Origin of the sequence: Corynebacterium sp. (assembly GCF_052107835.1) — a bacterium.
Taxonomy (GTDB): Bacteria; Actinomycetota; Actinomycetes; order Mycobacteriales; family Mycobacteriaceae; genus Corynebacterium.
In genome coordinates this window covers 1-17,295 of sequence record NZ_JBQEDF010000035.1, presented here as the reverse complement: position 1 = coordinate 17,295, position 17,295 = coordinate 1, and the positions used below count along the sequence as shown (strand labels likewise).

17 protein-coding genes are annotated in these 17,295 nt (G+C 66.4%); 8 read left to right on the top strand and 9 right to left on the bottom strand.

Features of this window, described 5'->3' with window-relative positions:
* Position 1: 1 nt before the first annotated feature.
* The gene (locus ACTIL2_RS09650; protein ID WP_442337251.1) at positions 2 to 1,135 is read right to left on the bottom strand and encodes a hypothetical protein; all 1,134 of its coding nucleotides are present in this window, start codon (positions 1,133 to 1,135) and stop codon (positions 2 to 4) included.
* A gap of 110 nt (positions 1,136 to 1,245) precedes the next feature.
* Here ACTIL2_RS09650 and dnaJ point away from each other — a divergent pair, with 110 nt between their 5' ends.
* The 4 genes from dnaJ (at position 1,246) to ACTIL2_RS09630 (ending at position 5,670) form a co-directional block, all read left to right on the top strand.
* Positions 1,246 to 2,469, top strand: coding sequence for a molecular chaperone DnaJ (dnaJ, locus tag ACTIL2_RS09645; RefSeq protein WP_442337250.1), 1,224 nt, complete (start codon positions 1,246 to 1,248; stop codon positions 2,467 to 2,469).
* Positions 2,470 to 2,489: 20 nt separating this feature from the next.
* Complete coding sequence (locus tag ACTIL2_RS09640) at positions 2,490 to 2,921, top strand: heat shock protein transcriptional repressor HspR (RefSeq protein ID WP_442337249.1); 432 nt, start codon at positions 2,490 to 2,492, stop codon at positions 2,919 to 2,921.
* 194 nt (positions 2,922 to 3,115) lie between these two features.
* Complete coding sequence (locus ACTIL2_RS09635; RefSeq protein ID WP_442337248.1) at positions 3,116 to 4,045, top strand: ABC transporter ATP-binding protein; 930 nt, start codon at positions 3,116 to 3,118, stop codon at positions 4,043 to 4,045.
* Positions 4,045 to 5,670, top strand: coding sequence for an ABC transporter permease (locus tag ACTIL2_RS09630; protein ID WP_442337247.1), 1,626 nt, complete (start codon positions 4,045 to 4,047; stop codon positions 5,668 to 5,670). The genes ACTIL2_RS09635 and ACTIL2_RS09630 overlap by 1 nt, the downstream gene beginning before the upstream one ends.
* A gap of 19 nt (positions 5,671 to 5,689) precedes the next feature.
* Here the strand turns inward: ACTIL2_RS09630 and fepB are convergent, their stop codons facing one another.
* Both fepB and ACTIL2_RS09620 read right to left on the bottom strand, forming a co-directional pair.
* A complete protein-coding gene (gene fepB / locus ACTIL2_RS09625; protein ID WP_442337246.1) occupies positions 5,690 to 6,763 on the bottom strand; it encodes a Fe2+-enterobactin ABC transporter substrate-binding protein in 1,074 nt (357 codons plus the stop codon).
* Positions 6,764 to 6,894: 131 nt separating this feature from the next.
* A complete protein-coding gene (locus ACTIL2_RS09620; RefSeq protein WP_442337245.1) occupies positions 6,895 to 8,556 on the bottom strand; it encodes an AMP-binding protein in 1,662 nt (553 codons plus the stop codon).
* Between the two features lie 132 nt (positions 8,557 to 8,688).
* Between ACTIL2_RS09620 and ACTIL2_RS09615 the strand changes: the two genes are divergently transcribed.
* Both ACTIL2_RS09615 and ACTIL2_RS09610 read left to right on the top strand, forming a co-directional pair.
* A complete protein-coding gene (locus ACTIL2_RS09615; RefSeq protein ID WP_442337244.1) occupies positions 8,689 to 8,988 on the top strand; it encodes a helix-turn-helix domain-containing protein in 300 nt (99 codons plus the stop codon).
* A complete protein-coding gene (locus ACTIL2_RS09610; RefSeq protein ID WP_442337243.1) occupies positions 8,988 to 10,256 on the top strand; it encodes a type II toxin-antitoxin system HipA family toxin in 1,269 nt (422 codons plus the stop codon). The genes ACTIL2_RS09615 and ACTIL2_RS09610 overlap by 1 nt, the downstream gene beginning before the upstream one ends.
* A gap of 22 nt (positions 10,257 to 10,278) precedes the next feature.
* Here ACTIL2_RS09610 and ACTIL2_RS09605 read toward each other — a convergent pair whose 3' ends face one another.
* From ACTIL2_RS09605 to ACTIL2_RS09590, 4 genes are all read right to left on the bottom strand, one after another.
* A complete protein-coding gene (locus ACTIL2_RS09605; protein WP_442337242.1) occupies positions 10,279 to 11,133 on the bottom strand; it encodes a PhzF family phenazine biosynthesis protein in 855 nt (284 codons plus the stop codon).
* 45 nt (positions 11,134 to 11,178) lie between these two features.
* Entirely contained in the window at positions 11,179 to 12,669 is a 1,491-nt protein-coding gene (locus ACTIL2_RS09600; protein WP_442337241.1) for an amino acid permease, read from the bottom strand.
* 97 nt (positions 12,670 to 12,766) lie between these two features.
* Complete coding sequence (locus ACTIL2_RS09595; RefSeq protein WP_442337240.1) at positions 12,767 to 12,991, bottom strand: hypothetical protein; 225 nt, start codon at positions 12,989 to 12,991, stop codon at positions 12,767 to 12,769.
* Between the two features lie 54 nt (positions 12,992 to 13,045).
* Complete coding sequence (locus tag ACTIL2_RS09590) at positions 13,046 to 14,374, bottom strand: alpha/beta fold hydrolase (RefSeq protein ID WP_442337239.1); 1,329 nt, start codon at positions 14,372 to 14,374, stop codon at positions 13,046 to 13,048.
* A 438-nt stretch (positions 14,375 to 14,812) separates the two neighbouring features.
* Here ACTIL2_RS09590 and ACTIL2_RS09585 point away from each other — a divergent pair, with 438 nt between their 5' ends.
* Complete coding sequence (locus tag ACTIL2_RS09585; protein ID WP_442337238.1) at positions 14,813 to 15,040, top strand: hypothetical protein; 228 nt, start codon at positions 14,813 to 14,815, stop codon at positions 15,038 to 15,040.
* Here the strand turns inward: ACTIL2_RS09585 and ACTIL2_RS09580 are convergent.
* Positions 15,010 to 15,996, bottom strand: coding sequence for an SRPBCC family protein (locus ACTIL2_RS09580; RefSeq protein ID WP_442337237.1), 987 nt, complete (start codon positions 15,994 to 15,996; stop codon positions 15,010 to 15,012). The two genes, ACTIL2_RS09585 and ACTIL2_RS09580, sit on opposite strands and share 31 nt — an antisense overlap.
* 16 nt (positions 15,997 to 16,012) lie before the next feature.
* Positions 16,013 to 16,357: an ArsR/SmtB family transcription factor gene (locus ACTIL2_RS09575; RefSeq protein WP_442337236.1), complete on the bottom strand. Its 345-nt coding sequence runs from the start codon at positions 16,355 to 16,357 to the stop codon at positions 16,013 to 16,015.
* 72 nt (positions 16,358 to 16,429) lie between these two features.
* On the opposite strand from ACTIL2_RS09575, the gene ACTIL2_RS09570 reads away from it, so the two are divergent.
* On the top strand, positions 16,430 to 17,295 hold an 866-nt coding region (locus tag ACTIL2_RS09570; protein ID WP_442337235.1), incomplete at its 3' end, for an exodeoxyribonuclease III.

The window sequence follows — 17,295 nt, the reverse complement described above, 5'->3', positions numbered from 1 at the left end:
CTTAGTCCTCGTCCCCGTCGGTGTCCCCGGTGTCGATGTCGTCGATGCCGCCGCCGTCGTTGAGGCGGGCCATCAGGTGGTCGTCGGGGAACACCTGCAGCACCCGCTGACCGTCGTCATTGGTGCTGATGTCGGTGAACGCGGTGAAATCGCCGTTGTGGGACAGGTGCAGCCGTGGTGAGAGCGGCCCGGGATTGTCGGAGAACTGGGTGAGGGCGACGGAGGTCATGGTGTTGATGCCTTCCAGCAGGTCGTGGCCGGTGCTGACCTCTCGGACCAGCATCAGGTGCCGGTGGGGCAGGGCGACGATCACGCCTTCGGAGGTGTCGACCTGCGGTACCCAGCGGGTGAGTAGTTCGTCGAGGAACAGTGGTGCGCTGGCCAGGAAGAAGGTCTCGGACTCGATGACCCAGAACCGGGCCCCGGGCTCCTCGCCCTTGATCGGGTTGGTGTCGACCTTCGCGTCGACGAGCTCCTGCCAGGTGTTCCGGTAGCCGACGCGGAAGAGGTCGTCGAGTTCGGTGTGGGACGCGGTGCCGTGGGCCGCCAGGGAATCGTCATTGAGGGTCATCACCGAGGCCGGCGTGTCCAGGACCAGGGCGACCCGCAGATCGCCGGCGAAGTCATGGGAGGCGTCGGCGAAGGTCGGCGGGACCGGGGGAGTGGAACTGTCGTCGGCGGTGTCAGTGATGGATTCCAGCGCCTCGGCGGACACCAGCCGTGCCTTGAGCTGGCGCAGGAAATCCGCGTCCGGGATGTTGTCGACATCGACGTCGGTGACAACGGTGCTGACGAAGTTCCTGATGAACTCGGTGAGCTCCTCGGGCGGCGCGTCCTCGGCGGCGTTGGCGATCTGCAGGGACAGGTTGTCCAGGCCCACGAGCCGTGGGGAGGCGTCGGGGGTGCCCTCGGGGCGTGCGGCGATGTAGCCGTCGGGACGCCAGGACGTGTCGAAACCTTCCTCGTGGAGGAAGCGCATGGTCTCCTCGCGCAGCAGGTCAGCGCGCTCTCGGGACAGGTGCGGGTACATGTCGTCCGGGCTGCCCGGATCGACGACGCGCTCGACCTGTGGTGTCGGCTCGGGATGGTCGGCCCGATGAGCGCCGGACCGCTTCCTGCCGTGTCTGGAGAACATGACATCTCACACTAACAGCCGGGAATGGCGGGTGCCCGGCGTGCGTTGGAGAGGATAGACCTTAGCGTGATAGGCTCAAGTTTCACGGGAGCGCAACAGAGAGGAACCAGGTGGCTCAGAAGGAGTGGATCGACAAGGACTACTACGCCGACCTCGGTGTGTCATCCACCGCCGATGCCGAGGACATCAAGAAGGCGTACCGGAGGATCGCCAGGGACAACCACCCTGACGCACACCCCGGGGACACGGTCGCCGAGGACCGCTTCAAGACCGCGTCCGAGGCCTACTCCGTGCTCGGGGACAAGGACAAGCGCGCCGAGTACGACGAGCTCAAGCAGATGGCGGCCAGTGGCGGCTTCGGTGGCGGGCTCGGCGGCTTCGGCAGTCACGGCAACGGTTTCGGCGGAGGCTACAGCGGCCCGACCAGTGCCGGAAGCACCTCCGAGGGGTTCGACCTCGGTGACCTGTTCAACCGCGCCGGTGGTTCCGGCGGGGGCTTCGGCGATGTCTTCGGCGACATGTTCGGTGGGGGTTCCGGCGGGCCCGGGGGCGGACGCGGGCGCCAGCGCACCCAGCGGCGCACCCGCGGTGCGGACGTCGAGACCGACATCACCCTGGACTTCCGCGAGGCGACCAAGGGCGTCACCGTCCCGATCCGGCTGACCAGCCCCGCCGCCTGCACCACCTGCCACGGCTCCGGTGCGACCCCCGGTACCAGCGCCGTGAGGTGCGGCACCTGCTCCGGCTCCGGCATGGTCTCCGAGAACCGCGGTGCCTTCGGGTTCTCCCGCCCCTGCGGCGACTGCGGCGGCACCGGCACCCGTATCGAGGACCCCTGCAACGACTGCGGCGGCACCGGACGCGTCACCCGCACCCGCACGATCACCGTGCGGGTGCCCGCCGGCGTGGTCGACGGCCAGAAGGTCCGGCTCGCCGGCCAGGGTGAGGCCGGGGAGCGGGGCCGTCCCGCCGGTGACCTGTTCGTCACCGTCCACGTCCGGTCCGATGACCTGTTCACCCGCAGCGGCGACGACCTGAAGATGACCGTCCCGGTGAGCTTCACTGAACTGGCCCTCGGCGGCACCGTCACCGTCCCGACCCTGGACACCAAGGTGCGGGTCAAGGTGCCCGCAGGCACCGCCGACGGCACCACGCTGCGGGTGCGCGGACGCGGCGTGGCCAAACGCAACGGAGCCTCCGGGGACCTGCTGGTGACCGTGAAGGTCGCGGTACCGAAGAACCTCGATGAGGGCGCGGCGAGTGCGCTGCGTCACTACGCTGAGGAAGAGAAGCGGACCGGGTTCGACCCGCGCGCGGACTGGTCCGGTAACTGACATGCGGCTGGTGATTGGTGATGAGTGAGCGGGACGGCAGAGGACGCAGGGAGCGTGAAGTGTTCGTGATCTCCGTCGCCGCGGAGATCACGGGAATGCACGCCCAGACCCTGCGTACCTACGACCGGATGGGACTGGTGTCCCCCGAGCGCACGAGCGGTGGGGGACGCCGGTACTCGCAGGACGACATCGACCAGTTGCTGGAGATCCAGCGGCTCAGCCACGACGACGGTGTGAACCTCGCCGGTATCCGGTCGATCATCGAACTGCAGCGCAGGGTGGAGGACCTAGAGCAGGAGAACGCCGGTCTGCGGCGGCGGGTGGCGGCCGCGGAGAAGGAGGCCGGGGGCGTGGCGGGACGCCACGGGGAGATCGTCCACGTGCCGCGGTCGACCGCCGTGGTGCTGTGGGAGCAGCGGCGTCGCCGGCGGGCCGGGGACGACGACTCGTGAGCGGTTCGACCGCCAGGAAGTGGAAGTTTCGCACCGCGCCGGGCGCTTGTCCCGTAAAAACCGCTGGTCATTGAATCTGACCGCTTGCGGCTGGTGCGAAAGTTGGGTGAGTGGGGTGGGCGGGGGTCCGGTAAACGGGGGTAACGACGGTGACCATGATTGCCGTGGTCGGAGCGGATACGTTTCATGGGGGTATGGGAAACGTCATCGACATCCGTGGTCTGGTGAAGAAATTCGGCTCCTTCACCGCTCTCGACAGGCTTGATCTGGAGGTCGCCGAGGGGGAGATCCACGGCTTCCTGGGACCCAACGGTGCCGGGAAATCGACCGCGATCAGGGTGCTGCTGGGTCTCCTGAAAGCGGATGGAGGGAAGCTCAGCGTCCTCGGGAAGGACCCGTGGAAGGAGGCCACTGCCCTGCACCACCGGCTGGCCTACGTCCCCGGGGACGTCGCCCTCTGGCCGACCATGAGTGGCGGGGAGGCCATCGATCTGCTCGGGAACCTCCGTGGCGGCCTCAATTCGACGCGTCGCACTGAGCTGCTGGACCGGTTCGAGCTGGACCCGACCAAGCGCGGTCGGCAGTACTCCAAGGGGAACCGGCAGAAGGTTGCGTTGGTCGCGGCACTGTCCTCGGACGTGGAGCTGCTGATCCTCGATGAGCCGACCAGCGGGCTGGACCCGTTGATGGAGAATGTCTTCCAGGAGACGGTGCGCGAGGCCGCGGACCGCGGGGCGACCGTCCTGCTGTCCAGCCACATCATGAGCGAGGTCGAGCAACTCACCGACCGGCTCACCATCATCCGCGACGGCCGGACCGTCGCCTCCGGTTCATTGGCGGACCTGCGTGGGACGGTCCGCTCGACCGTCACCGCCTCCGTCCGCGACCTCCCGGAGGGAGGGGAGGACGGTCTGCGGGACGCACTCAGCGCTTTCGACGATGTCCAGCTCACAGGTACCACTGTCACCGGCCATGCCGAACAGGAGCGGATCAGTGAGGCGGTCACCCAGGTGACCGCCCTGGGACTGGAATCGATCCAGGTTGACCCGCCGTCGCTGGAGGAGCTGTTCCTGCATCTCTACGAGGACGACGCCCGCGAGGACGATGTCGTGGAGCCGACGTGATGGAGCGCACCGACCACCCTTGGACCGGTACCTGGTACCTGTGGCGTGCCGCCATCCGCCATGACGGCCCCTCGATGCTGGTGTGGATGGCGTTCGTCCTGGTCATGACCGTGGTTCCCCCGGTTGTCTACCCGCTGGCGTTCCCCGGGGACGCCGACAGGATGCAGTTGGCCGGACTGGTGGAGTCCAATCCCGCCCTGAGCCTGATCCTCGGCCCCTCCTATGACCTGATGGGTACCGAGGGGTTCTCCGCCTGGGTCTCCCTGGCGATCGGCGGGTTCCTGGCGGCGATGTGCGCGATCTTCACCACCGCCCGGGTCACCCGTGGGCAGGAGGATTCCGGGCAGGCCGAGCTGCTGGCGTCCGGCGTGGTCGGGCGGGACGCCCGGCTGCTGTCCGGTGTTCTGCTGTCCGTCACCGGATCCACGGTGATCGGAGTGGTCGCCGGCGTCGTCGGGCTGGTGGCGGGGTCAGGCACACCGGCGCTGCTGACCGGGGCGACGTTCATCGCCACCGGCTGGCTGTTCACCGGGGTCACCGCCGTGGCCGCCGAACTCGCCTCGGACCGGCACACCACGACCACCATCGCGATGTCGGTCCTCGGCGTCCTGTACGTCCTGCGCGGACTGGCCTACTCGGTGGAGGCCCCGGAGTGGACGGTGTGGATCAACCCGATGGGCTGGCTGACCGAGACCGTGCCCTCACAGGAGAACCTGTGGTGGCCGTTGGCGCTGGTGGCCGCCTTGACCGTGGTGCTGTTCGTGATCGCCTTCCGCATCGACGCCCGGCGTGACTTCGGGCAGGGACTGATCGCGGGACGCCCCGGCCCGGAACACGGTCGGATGAAGGGCGTCCGCGCGCTGGTCATGCGGTTGAACCGGGGGTCGGTCATCGCGTGGTCGGTGACGTCGGTGCTGATCGGCTTCGTCCTGGGTTACTTCAGCACCACCGCCGGTGACATGGATGTCTCGGGCGGCACGATCACCGATGCGATGGTGGGCCAGATCGACCCGTCGGCGTTGGACGGGGACACTGATCCGTCCGCCCTGCTTGCCCGGGGGATGGTTGTGGGGCTGCTCGCCATGGCCGGGATGCTGATGGCGGTACCCGGGGTGCAGGCCATGGTGAAGACGGCCGCGGAGGAACGTGAGGACCGGCTGGAGCCGGTCATCGCCGCCGGTGCGGACCGGGTGCGGTACATCCTGGCGAATGCCGGGGTGGGCCTGCTGGTGTCCGCCGTGCTGCACATGGTGTCCGGTCTGGTCATTGTGGGGTTGGCGGTGAACGCGGACCTGGGCGTGGAGTTCGGTTCCGCGGCCGGGCAGGTGGCGGCGTCGCTTCCCGGGACGTTGCTGATCGTCGCTTTCGCGGTGGCCGTCATCGGGGTGTTCCCGAAGGCCCAGTTCCTGGCGTGGACGGGTGTGGTGCTGGCGTTCATGACCGAGATCCTCGGTTCGATCATGAACATGCCGCAGTGGCTGATGGAGATCGGCCCCTACAACCGGGTGCCCGATGTCATGACCGGTGACCCGTCGCTGGTGCCGGTGTGGGTGATGCTGGTGATCGTCGCTGTCCTGGTCGCGGTGGGTACCCTGGGGTTCCGCAACCGGGACCTGGCGAGGTAGGCCCCGCGCCGTCGGGGGACTAGCCGAAGATCTCCTGGATCTTCGTCGCCATGTTCATCGAGCTGTAGGCGTCGAGGCGGAAGGTGTCGTCGCCGAGCGCGTACACCTCGCCGTCGGACACTGCGTCATTGCCGCGCAGGCCGGAGTCGTCCTTGATCTCCTCGGCGACCCCGTCGTTGCCGGCGATGGCGAAGATGGTCTCGCCGCTCAGTGCGTCCGACAGGTTCTCGCGGGCGACCTGGATGATGTCGCCGCGGCTTCCCATGGACTCATCGCCCTGGACGTTCTCGGGCAGGTCGGCGATGGTGAAGCCGAGCTCCTCCAGCAGTCGGTTCTGGGCGGATTCCCTGGTGAAGACGTTGGCGCCGGACTGGGCGTCCTGGTAGACGAAGGAGCTCACGGGTCCGTCGGGCACGGTGATGGAGTCGGCGATCCCGGCGATCTCCGTGTCGAAGTCGTCGATGGCGTCCTTCGCCCGGTCCTCCAGGCCGGTGGCCTCGCCGAGCTGGGTCGCCACCCCCTGCCAGTCCTGGCTGCCGTAGTCGATGACGACGGTCGGGGCGATGTCCTCGAGCTGGTCGACGATCTGGGAGGCGGAGTCCTGGCCGCTCGAGGACACGACGATGAGGTCGGGGTCCTGGGTGGCGATGCTCTCCACGTCCGGCTCCCCGTTGTAGAGGGATTCGACGCCCCTCTCCTCGGCGACGTCGCCCCACTGGGTGAAGAAACCGTTCTCGTCGGCGAGATCGGTGTTCGCGCCGGTGGCGCCACTTCCGACCACGGGTGCGTCGATCGCCAGGAGGGATCCGGTGAGGGTCACGGAGGTGGACACGATGTTCTCCGGCTGCTCGGGGATCTCGACCTCACCGTTCTCGAACTCGACCGTGCGGGGCCATTCGCCGGAGTCGTCCGACGCCTCCGTGCCGTTCCCGCTGCCCGAGTCGCCGTCACCGTCGTCGTCGGAGCAGGCGGCCAGGCCGGCGGCGGTGAGGGTGGCGACGGCTCCGAGCGCGACGCTGGAGCGCAGTCGGCGGCCGGGGTCCTGGAGGCCCCGGCGGTTCGGTCGTGCGGGGAGGGACGGGAGGGATCGCATGCGGCGGGGTCCTTTCGATCGGCAACTGGCAGCGTGCGCTGTCATAGGTAAGCGATCCCTAAATTACTCTCCGGGGTGGCGGACGGTTCCGAGGGGTCGGTTCGGGACGCAGGCCGCTCCGTCTTCCCCTCCTACCGGTCAGCCGCATCCTCGCGCAGCACGTTCTTTCGGACCTTGCCGGTCGAGGTCCGGGGCAGTTCATCGACGATCCGGTAGTCGCGGGGCACCTTGTAGCCGGCGATGAGTCCGCGGCAGTGGTCGATGACCGAGCGCTCCAGTGAGCTGTCGGCGTTCTCCCCTGGTGTGATGACCACGAAGGCGCAGACCCGCTCGCCCCACTTCTCGTCGGGCGCGCCGACCACGGCGACGTCGTCGATGGCGGGATGGCTGATGATGGCCTGCTCCACCTCGATGGTGGAGATGTTCTCGCCCCCGGAGATCACCACGTCCTTCGACCGGTCGAGGATCTGGATGTACCCGTCGGCGTGCTTCACGGCCAGGTCACCGCTGTGGAACCAACCGCCGGTGAAGGCCTCAGTGGTCGCGTCCGGATTGTGGAAGTACTCCTTCATCACCCCGTTTCCGGTCAGGACGATCTCGCCCATGGTCTCCCCGTCGGAGGGGACGTCGTGGAGCACCGTGTCCGCCGGGGCGCCGTCGGGAACGGTCTCCACGACGCGGGCGTCGGAGCTGGTGATCATGGGCACACCCTGGCGGGCCTTGAGCCTCGCCCGGTCGGCGACGGGGAGGTCCTGCCACTCGGGCTGGGGTTCGCAGACGGTGTAGGGGCCGTAGCTCTCGGTGAGGCCGTAGACGTGGGTGACATCGATGCCGAGGTTCTCGCACGCCTCAATCACGGTGGGGCTGGGCGGGGCTCCCGCGGTCACCACCGACAGTCCGTCCGCCTGGTGGGCCTCATCCGCGCCCACCAGAGCCGTGAGGACGGCCGGAGCCCCGCAGAGAGCGGTAACGCCCTCGTCGTCGATGAGCCGCCATATGTCGGCACCGCGCACGGCGCGCAGTGCGACCTGGGTGGCGGACACCGCCATCGCGGCCCAGCCGGTGCACCAGCCGGAGCAGTGGAACATCGGCAGCGTCCACAGGTAGACGGTGCGGCGGGAGAACGCCTGCGTGGTGATCTCACCGAGGGCGTTCAGGTAGGCACCGCGGTGGGTGTACACCACGCCCTTGGGTCGTCCGGTCGTCCCGGACGTGTAGTTGATCGCGATCGGGGCGTCCTCGTCGTCGACGGCGAAGGGGAAGGTGGTGTCGTCGTCGTCCTCCCCGTCCTGGTGGATACCCTCGTCGAGGAACTCGTCGAAGGTCGTCACGGTACCGGCGTCCGGGTGCTTCGGCTGCGGCTGGGTGCCGTCGGCGTTGTGGATGAGCACGAACGAGTGCACCAGGCCGGCGGACCCGAGGGTGCGGCGGGACGCCAGGATCAGGTCCTGTTCACCGAGGAGGATGCTGATACCAGCGTGGTCGCAGATGTAGCGGACCTCGGCCGGGGCGAGGCGGGTGTTGATCGCCACCAGGACGCCACCGGCCAGGGGGACGGCGAACTGGGCGAGGAGGGCCTCGTAACTGTTGGAGGCGAGCATGCCGACACGGTCGCCGGGTTTCAGGCCGCGTCGTCGAAGGGCGCGGGCCATACGCAGGGCATCGGCGCGCATGGCCGCGAAGGTGATCCGGCGGGGGCCGTCGACGCAGGCGGTCTTCCCGGGGTGGATGCTGGCTGAGCGGTCGAGGAAGCGCAGCGGGGTGAGGTTGGCGTCGAGGCCGGATCTGGGCATGGGGATGTTCCTTTTGTGAAGGGAAATGTACCGTACCGAGGGTAGCCGTGACTTGGGTCACGTCAAGTCAGTGTCGCCGTACGGAGACATTTCTTCGTGTAGCCAATTGACGACATATGATAGTGTCGCCGTATGGAGACATTGGCTGTCCATCGTCCGGATGATCTGGGGCCCGCGCTCCGCGAGGTCCGGCTGGAAAGAGGGGTCAGCCAGTCAGCGCTGGCGAGTGACGCTGGTGTTGGCCGGCAGTGGTTGAATGCCTTCGAAATGGGGTACAAGTGGACCGCGCCGCTGGATATGGTGATGCGGGTTGCCGCGGCCCTCGCTGTGACAATGGTCCTGGAACCGGCGTCACCTGCTTGGGACGAGGACGGCAATGATGGTGAGCCGGAGATTGACCTGAACGATGTGCTCAACCAGGTGATGCGCTGATGACTGGGATACCGGATGACCGGCTCCTCCATGTGGTCATGAATGGGAGGGTGGTCGGGGACATACAGCGCACCGGCAGTAGGAAGATGCGTCTTCGTTATGGAGATGGGATGTCGGCAAGAAGTACGCCACTGTCCGTGTCAATGACGGGCCCCTCCGGACGCTTCCGGGAGTCGGTGCTTGTTCCCTGGTTGGATGGCCTGTTGCCGGATCGGCCTGAAACGGTGAGGCAGTGGCGCCGACAGTTCGGGATTCGGAACGACGACAGTACCTTCGCGTTGCTCCGCTTCATCGGGGAGGATGTCGCCGGCGCAGCTCAGTTCCTCCGTCCAGAAAGGCTCAATGCAGTGCTGGGACAAGCAGGAAGTGTGGAAGCGGTCAGCAGCATACGCATCGCGGACATGCTCCGGCGCGCCCAGATGGATATCCCGGTCACTGCCCTGCCTGGTCCGGAGGGAAAGTTCTCGCTGGCTGGCGCACAGTCCAAGATAGCGCTCCACAGGATGGACGAAGGATGGGCGAATCCGTTGGGTGCAATTCCGTCGACTCATATTGTGAAACCGGCGATCCCGGGCATGCAGGATCAGGACCTGGTGGAGGCCGTGACGATGCGGGCAGCGAGAACATTGGGGCTCAGCGCTGCCCGAACCAGCATTGCGGATTTCGGCGACGTACGTGCCCTTGTGGTTTCCCGCTACGACCGTGTTCAGCAGGACGGAGGGAAATGGGTTCGGGTGCACCAGGAGGATATGTGCCAGGCGTTGGGCGTCCCGCCATTCAGGAAATACGAGAAACAGGGTGGCCCACCGGCAGCCCTGGTCGCTGACCTTATCGGCAACGTCAGTAGTGAGGCTCAAGAGGATAACCGCCACTTTGTCCAAGCGTTGATCTTCAATTGGCTGGTGTGCGGAACTGATGCCCATGCCAGGAATTACTCACTTTTGTTGAGTGGGTCATCGGTGAGGTTGGCTCCGTTGTACGACCTCAACTCGCATCTCGCCTACACGGACGGTGCCAGCAGTGAACTTTCTATGAGCATCGGGGGACGTTTTCGTGCCGCCCGAATCACTCCCGATGATTGGGCCCGGCACGCGGGGGTGCTGCATGTTGATTCGGAATGGATAGGTGCGGAGGTGGCGCGTCAGGCGAGGCTCCTGCCTGCGGCACTGCGTGAGGCTGCCTCCTCTGCGGATATTGCCCGGTATGACAGTGCAGTTATCGCTCGGTTGCTGGACTCGGCGAACAACTGGTTGTCCCGGTGGTTCTAGCGGCCATCCACGACAAGAGCGGCTACGCCAGGACGGTCCCGCGGAACAGGGTGGTGGTCGGGCCACCGATCAGGACGTTCCCGCCCACCGGAGTGACCTGCACCCGTCCGGAACGCTGGAGGACGGTTCCCTGCGATGCGACGTACGGTCCCGTCACCTGCCCGGTCCGCACCAGCCACTGGCCGATCGAGGCGTTGAGTGAGCCGGTCACCGGGTCCTCACCACCCTCGATGAACGCGCGGACCTCGTAGTCGATGCCTCCCTCGCCATTCGTGCTGTCGGAGTACGGACCGACCACGCCGATCTCCAGGTCAGGGTGGGCGGAGAAGTCGGGCCGGAGGTTCAGGACGTCCTGCGCGCTCGGGAGCGCCACCGCTACCCACTGCGGGCCGTTGACCACCCACTGGTGGTCGGCAATGAGGCTGCGGTCGATACGCAGGACCTCGCAGATGCGGGCCAGGTCAGGCTCCGACACCGGCCCGGACCGGGTGGTCTCTGGCGCGGTGAAAGACAACGGCTCGTCGGGGGCATTGCTGATCTCCACGAGACCGGCACCGCACTCCTGGACAATGGTGCCATCCTGCTGTGGCGTCCCGCCGTTCTCCAGCCAGGCGTGGGCGGTGCCGAGGGTGGGGTGCCCGGCGAAGGGGAGTTCGGTGACCGGGGTGAAGATTCGGACGCGGTAGTCCGCACCGGCTGCGGCGGCGTCCTGCGAGGAAGGCAGGACGAAGGTTGTCTCTGAGAGGTTCGTCCACCGGGCGATGCCCTGCATCTCGTCGTCGGTCAGATCAGTGGCGTCGAGGATGACCGCCACCGGATTGCCACGGTAGGGCGTGGCGGAGAAGACATCGACCTGGGCGAAGGGGCGGGTACGCATGGTTGCCCAGGCTAGCAGTGGCCCCGCCGTCGATGGCGACGGCGATTACAGCGTCAGCGTCCCCTGCGCGATGAGCACCACCGCGACCACGGCCGCCACGGTCACCCCGCTGGCGATCACCCACTCGAAGGCGTTGAAGACCCGGCCGCCGGTGCGTCGGCGGGTGATGATGTAGGCGATCATGCCCGGAACGATCAGCACCATGCCCATCAGCACGTACTTCAGCTCCGCGGCGTAGAACAGCCACACCGAGTAGACGAATGCAAGGGAGCCGATCAGCAGGTGCGTGCGATTCGTCCGGGTGTCCACCGCCGGGCCGGAGAGGTCGAACTTCGTGCCCGCGTCCGGATGCGCCAACCCCGTACCGCGGGTGCACAGGAAGACCAGGTACAACGACGAGAACAGGTAGGGGATCAGGTACAGCGACGTCGCCAACTGCACCATCGTGGTGTACGCGGATTCGTTGAGGTAGAAGACCACGATGAAGCCCTGGATCACGATCGCGGAGAACAGTTGCGCCACCACCGGGGCGCCGCGCTTATTCACTCGGCCGAGAGCCTTCGGCAGCAGGCCGTCCTGAGCCATCAGCGTGATCGGCTCCGCACACAGCATCTGCCAGGACACGTACGCTCCCAGCACCGAGATGCACAGTCCGATCGACACGAGCGCCGCACCCCACGGGCCCACCACAAGCTCCAGGACCTCGGCCATGGAGTTGTCGCCCATCGCGGCAAGCTCCTCGCGCGGGGCGACACCGTAGGACAGGAAACTGACCATGATCAGTAGCAGGAACACGGTGAGGAAGCCGAGCAGGGTCGCCATCGAGACATCCTTGCGCTTGCGTGCCCGCCGCGAGTACGTAGATGCGCCCTCCACGCCGATGAACGCCCACACCGTGAACAGCATCATGCCCTTGATCTGGTCGGACATGCTGGACACCTCGTCGGCGTTGTCCCCGAAGGTCGCCGAGGATCCCCAGAAGTCCGTGGTGAAGACCTCCGGGTTGAAGCCGGCGAAGGCCACGATGCCCAGGAACGCGATGATCGGCAGCAGTTTTGCGCCGGTGGTCACCAGGTTCAGGACGGCGGCCTGGCGGACCCCACGCGACAGGATCAGGAAGATCAGCCAGTTCAGCCCGGAGACGAAGAACGCCTGCAGCAGCGACTGCTCGTCCTCGAACAGGGGGAGGAAGTACCCGAGTGAGCCGAAGAACAGGGTGGCGTAGCCGACCTGCGCGATGATGCTGCCCAGCCAGTAGCCCCAGCCGGAGGCGAAGCCCACGAAATCGCCGAGTCCGCCGCGCACGTAGCTGTACACGCCGGAGTCCAGGTGCGGCTTGCGGTGGGCCAGGGCCTGGAAGACGAAGGCCACGCACAGCATGCCGATACCGGTGATGACCCAACCGATCACCGCCGCGCCGGGCGAGGCCACCGAGGAGACGTTCTGCGGCAGGGCGAAGATGCCTGCGCCCACGCACGAGCCGACGATGAGCGACACCAGGGTCGGCAGGCGGACGGTGTCCTTCACTTTATTCACGGGGAGTCAGAGTATCCGGTGGCTGAAAACGCTGACGAATCAGATGCCCGTGGCACTGTTCAAATATGGGTACCCGTCGCGGTGACGACGACCATGATCATGGGAGTTCGTCGCGGTCGACCTCGGCACCTTTGTCACGGTCTTCACGAACGATGTCAGCGACTTCTTCGGCGGGAATATGCTTCCTCAGGTGAGCAGTACGCCCGAACATGGCGGCCTTGTCGTTGAAGTGAGACTTTCGACTAATGACCAGGTCAGCTCGAGCATCGTCGGACAGGAGCAGTTCCTTGAGTGATGGTGATGTCGTTTCGTCTTCCGACATGTGACGGTCCTCCCGATTGTTATGCTCATCATAGTGACAGGGGCAGTCAGGCGTTCAGTGGTCTTTCACCAGCGCACGGAGGTGTTCGAGGATCCCCGCGCCGTCCTGCGAAATGCCGTTGTGCTCCCACCGGTTGGTGACGTGCGGACGCAAGCCCCGGATCGTCGCGGCGGTCTCCATGGATAGTTCGAAGGGGACGAAGATGTCGTCCAGGTACACCGCGGCAGCGGTGGGTACCTCGGTGATACGCAGCTGGTCAGCATTGTAGAGCGGCGTCCAGTCGTCCTTCGCGGCGAGTAGGTCGGCGACAGCCTTCCACGGGCGTAGGACGGGATCCTCGTCGAACTGCCAGGGGAAGAAGTGCTCGGCGGTGAGGTAGGTGGGGTCATCCTCGCCGAAGCCGGGAATCTCCTCTCGGATGCGGTGCGCGGACCAGTTCGTTGCACCGCCGATGCCGTAGATCGACTCGTGGACCACGGCGTACAGCGGGGCATCGGCCACACTGAGATTCGCGGCGAGCTCGGTGAGGAACGGGGTGCGCAGGCGGCGACGTCCTGCCGTCCCTGGACTCCCCGGTACAGGACGGAACGGGTCCTCGAGGAGGTAGGCGAGTGCATCGAAGCCACCGGTGCGTCCCAGGTTCATGCCGATGGTGCGGAAGCGGCGGGACGTCAGCCGCTCGCCGGTGGGCATGAGCTCCTCGGTGTCGTCGAGGTGGTCGCAGATCTCCGTCACCCGGTCCTGTGCCCAGGGGAAACGGGTGTAGAAACGTTCGTTGCGCACGGCGGTCTTGGCGAAGGTGGCGCGGTAGACGTCGTCGACGCTGGTGCCCGTTGCGCTGACGTAGCCGGGGAGACCACCGGTGAAGAACGCTTCCTTCACTCCCTCGGGGTGGAACGAGAGGTAGGTGGTGATGCAGAAACCGCCGAAGGACTGGCCCAGCAGTGTCCACGGGGCCTCGTCGAGAGCGTGCCGGAGCAGCTCGGCATCCTCCACGATGCTGTCGGCGCGCAGGTGGGTGAGGTACTCGGCCTGGTCCGCCGGGGTGGCACCGAGAGCCTCGGGCGCAGCGACGTCCACTGGCGTGGACCGTCCGGTACCGCGCTGGTCGAACAGGATCACGCGGTAGTTGTTCAGGGCCTCGCCGAGCCAGCCGGACAGTGCGCCACCGTCGCCGTTCGCTGCAGGACGCGGCGCTCCATGGCCCGGGCCGCCCTGCAGGAACAGCAGGGCAGGACGGTCCTCGCCGCCGTCGGGGATGTACTCGCGGGCGTAGATGTCGATGGTGCGGTCACCGGTGGCGTTGTGGACCAGGGGCACAGTGAGGATGTGTTCCTTGACGGTGTGCCCGTGGCGGCGGGTGGAGGTGGTCGTGAGGTTCATGCCCCCAGTCCTACCGCAGCGGGGGCGGTGGGGTAGGCCCGCCTCCACGCCAGAGCTGCGCCGTAAGAACCGGAGCCGAAACTCTCGAGTTGAGTGTTCGGGATCCTCCGAATCGGCTCCCGTCTTTACATCGGGTCGCCCGCCGAGTCGCTCCTCGCGCTGACCATATTCTTGTGGGAATGGCATGAGCCTGCGACAGGGGAGGGAACATAGGGGTATTGAAGGGTGGATCAGTGTGGTGCAGGCGCTATGCGCAGGCTACTGAGTGGACCTTGCGGGAGGACCTCGAAGCGAAGGTAACTGGATGGCTGAATCTCACCGAACTCGGCGAAAGTAGACTGATCACTCGTACCGAGGTCCCCCTCGTTCGGGCGCTGGCGATGCGTGAGACGAACTGGGATGATGGACGACACTGATCACCTGAAAAGGAGCGGCGCAATGGTCGAGCGGGAGACCGAACGGGAGCGCGACCTGAAAGCCCAGATCCGCAGGCTCAAAGCGGAGACCGCCATTGCCGCGAATAACCACACCAACGACATCCTGCCCCGCTGGGTCTACGAGGATGCGGGCGCGGGCGTGCCCGACAATGCCACCGATGAACTCCAGATCATGCCGAAGAAGCGGTCGTGGCAGCGCTACAGGATCTCCCGCTCCAGCCGTGCGTAGCTGTCCTCCAGCCCGCTGACCATGCCGGTGGCGATGACCTGCTCGCGGACATCGGCGTCAGGGTATGTGATCAGGTAGTTCAGCAGCGTGCCGCCCTCGACGGGGGTCAGGGTCAACTCGTTGAGTGTCTGGGGACTGTTCTCCCCGTCCGGATCATCGGGCGAGACCATGGTTTCGGTGGTGACCAGGCGGTGCGGGGCGGAGATGTCCACCACCTCACCGGTGAATCCGAAGCGTTCGCCGGTGGCATCGTTCTGCCACTCCGAGCGGTAGGTGTCGCCGAGGGACGTGCCGGCCACGCACACTGGCATGCTCCATCCGTCCGGCCCGAGCTGCCACCTCTTCAGGAGGTCGGCGTCGGTGTTGGCCTGCCACACCTGCTCGACCGAACCGCGGATGATCCTCGAGACGCGGGCCTGGGTGTCCCCGATACGCTGCAGTTCGGTGGTGCGTCCTGCAGCGAAGGACGCGAGATCCTCGACGACGGCATCGATCTGGCCCATCGCGGCGCGCGTGCCCTCGACCATGCCCATGCCGGAGAGTTGCTCGAGCTCCTCCATCGAGTTGAACGTGGTCACCATGGTTAGCCGTGATCCCAACGCTGTCTCGGTGAACGTGAAGTCCATCTGCATCGAGGGCATCTGGGCATTGGGCGTGCCGTCCTCGCCGGCGAAGCCGTCGGCGACCACGAAGCTGTGCGGGGAGTCGACGCTGATCCATTGCCAGTAACCGCCGCTGCGGTCGCCCTCAGGCCCGGTCATGTAGTAGGTGCTCATGCCGCCGGGGAAGGCATCGTGCCTGGTGAAGGTGGCGGGGTACTCGGGTGGTCCCCAGAAGCGCTCGATCTGCCGGGGGTCGGTGTAGGCGTCCCAGAGGCGTTGGGCGGTGACGGTGAAGTCGGAGACGATGGTGAGTGTCAGTGCTTCCGGGTCTGTGGTGACTGAGGTGACGGGCATGGCGTGTGCCTTTCGGTTAGGGATCCTCTGCGAGGAAGGCGTCGAGCCGGTCGATGCGTCCGCGCCAGATGTGTTCGAAGTGCCCCAGCAGTTCCTGGGCACGACGGATGGTGTCCGGATTGCCGCGGATGATGCGTTCGCGGCCCTGGGGGATGCGTTCCACGAGCTCGGCGGCTTCGAGGACGCGGACGTGTTTCTGTACGGCGGCGAAGGACATGTCGTAGTCGGTGGCGAGGGTGGTCAGTGATGCCTCCTCGGAAAGCGTGCGGCGCACAATGTCCCTCCGCGTCCGGTCCGCGAGTGCGCGGAAGATGCGGTCGATGTCGTCATCGGTGAGATCATTCAGACTTTGTGAAACCATTTGGTTGTATGTTAGGGCGGCGTGCACATCCCGTCAAGGGGCACACTGCCGGCGCACTGTAGCCTCGTCGGCATGCTCCGAATCGCGACCGCCAATGTGAACGGGATCCGTGCCGCACGGCGGAGGGGCTTCGACGAGTGGTTGGCTGACCGCGATTGCGACGTCGTCGCCCTGCAGGAGGTTCGGGCGCAGCGCGACAAGTTGCCGGACGGGGCGTTCGGTAACTACTACGCGGCACTGGATACCGGCAGTATCCCCGGTCGTAACGGCGTGGCGGTCCTGACGCGACACGAGCCCGCCGCGGCGCGGTGCTGGAGTGGCTCGGCGCTCCTTGGTGGACCGGATTTCTCGTCCGGAACGCTTCGGGAGGTTCCGGCCCCGGACCGGGTGCCGCTCGCCAGGGCACTACGCCGCTTCGCCGTCGAGGGGCGCTACCTCGAGGTCGACCTCGCTGACCAGCCGGTCACATTAGCGTGCCTCTACCTGCCCAAAGGTGGGCTCCCTGCCGAGATGCAACGTCCGGAACGCATGCGCGAGGCGCCCGATGGGGGTTACCGGTACAACCGCAAGATGGGTTTTCTGGCAGGGTTCGAACGCTACCTCACGCGCACCCGTCGGGCGGCCGTTGCCGACGGGAGGGAGTTTCTCCTCATGGGCGACATGAACATCGCATACACCCGCCAGGACTTGGCGAACTGGCGACGAAATCAGAAGCATGACGGATTCCTCCCGGAGGAGCGCGAGTGGTTCGACCGGCAACTGTCGCCCCGCACCCTCGTTGACGTGGTCCGTCGCCTGCGTCCGGATGAGGACGGCCCGTATTCGTGGTGGTCCTGGGCTGGGCAGTCCTTCACCAAGGACGTCGGGTGGCGTATCGACTACCACCTTGCCACGCCCCGGCTGGCGCACTCCTCCGTCCGAGCGGAGGTGGACAGGGA

Bases quoted from the DNA above. Each gene is read 5' to 3' on its own strand.
- ACTIL2_RS09580 (WP_442337237.1), bottom strand. From the start codon at position 15,996: ATGCCCGTCACCTCAGTCACCACAGACCCGGAAGCACTGACACTCACC.
- ACTIL2_RS09630 (WP_442337247.1), top strand. From the start codon at position 4,045: ATGGAGCGCACCGACCACCCTTGGACCGGTACCTGGTACCTGTGGCGT.
- ACTIL2_RS09595 (WP_442337240.1), bottom strand. From the start codon at position 12,991: ATGTCGGAAGACGAAACGACATCACCATCACTCAAGGAACTGCTCCTG.
- ACTIL2_RS09605 (WP_442337242.1), bottom strand. From the start codon at position 11,133: ATGCGTACCCGCCCCTTCGCCCAGGTCGATGTCTTCTCCGCCACGCCC.
- ACTIL2_RS09590 (WP_442337239.1), bottom strand. From the start codon at position 14,374: ATGAACCTCACGACCACCTCCACCCGCCGCCACGGGCACACCGTCAAG.
- ACTIL2_RS09650 (WP_442337251.1), bottom strand. From the start codon at position 1,135: ATGTTCTCCAGACACGGCAGGAAGCGGTCCGGCGCTCATCGGGCCGAC.
- ACTIL2_RS09585 (WP_442337238.1), top strand. From the start codon at position 14,813: ATGGTCGAGCGGGAGACCGAACGGGAGCGCGACCTGAAAGCCCAGATC.
- ACTIL2_RS09635 (WP_442337248.1), top strand. From the start codon at position 3,116: ATGGGAAACGTCATCGACATCCGTGGTCTGGTGAAGAAATTCGGCTCC.
- ACTIL2_RS09575 (WP_442337236.1), bottom strand. From the start codon at position 16,357: ATGGTTTCACAAAGTCTGAATGATCTCACCGATGACGACATCGACCGC.
- ACTIL2_RS09615 (WP_442337244.1), top strand. From the start codon at position 8,689: ATGGAGACATTGGCTGTCCATCGTCCGGATGATCTGGGGCCCGCGCTC.
- ACTIL2_RS09640 (WP_442337249.1), top strand. From the start codon at position 2,490: ATGAGTGAGCGGGACGGCAGAGGACGCAGGGAGCGTGAAGTGTTCGTG.
- ACTIL2_RS09620 (WP_442337245.1), bottom strand. From the start codon at position 8,556: ATGCCCAGATCCGGCCTCGACGCCAACCTCACCCCGCTGCGCTTCCTC.
- fepB (WP_442337246.1), bottom strand. From the start codon at position 6,763: ATGCGATCCCTCCCGTCCCTCCCCGCACGACCGAACCGCCGGGGCCTC.
- ACTIL2_RS09610 (WP_442337243.1), top strand. From the start codon at position 8,988: ATGACTGGGATACCGGATGACCGGCTCCTCCATGTGGTCATGAATGGG.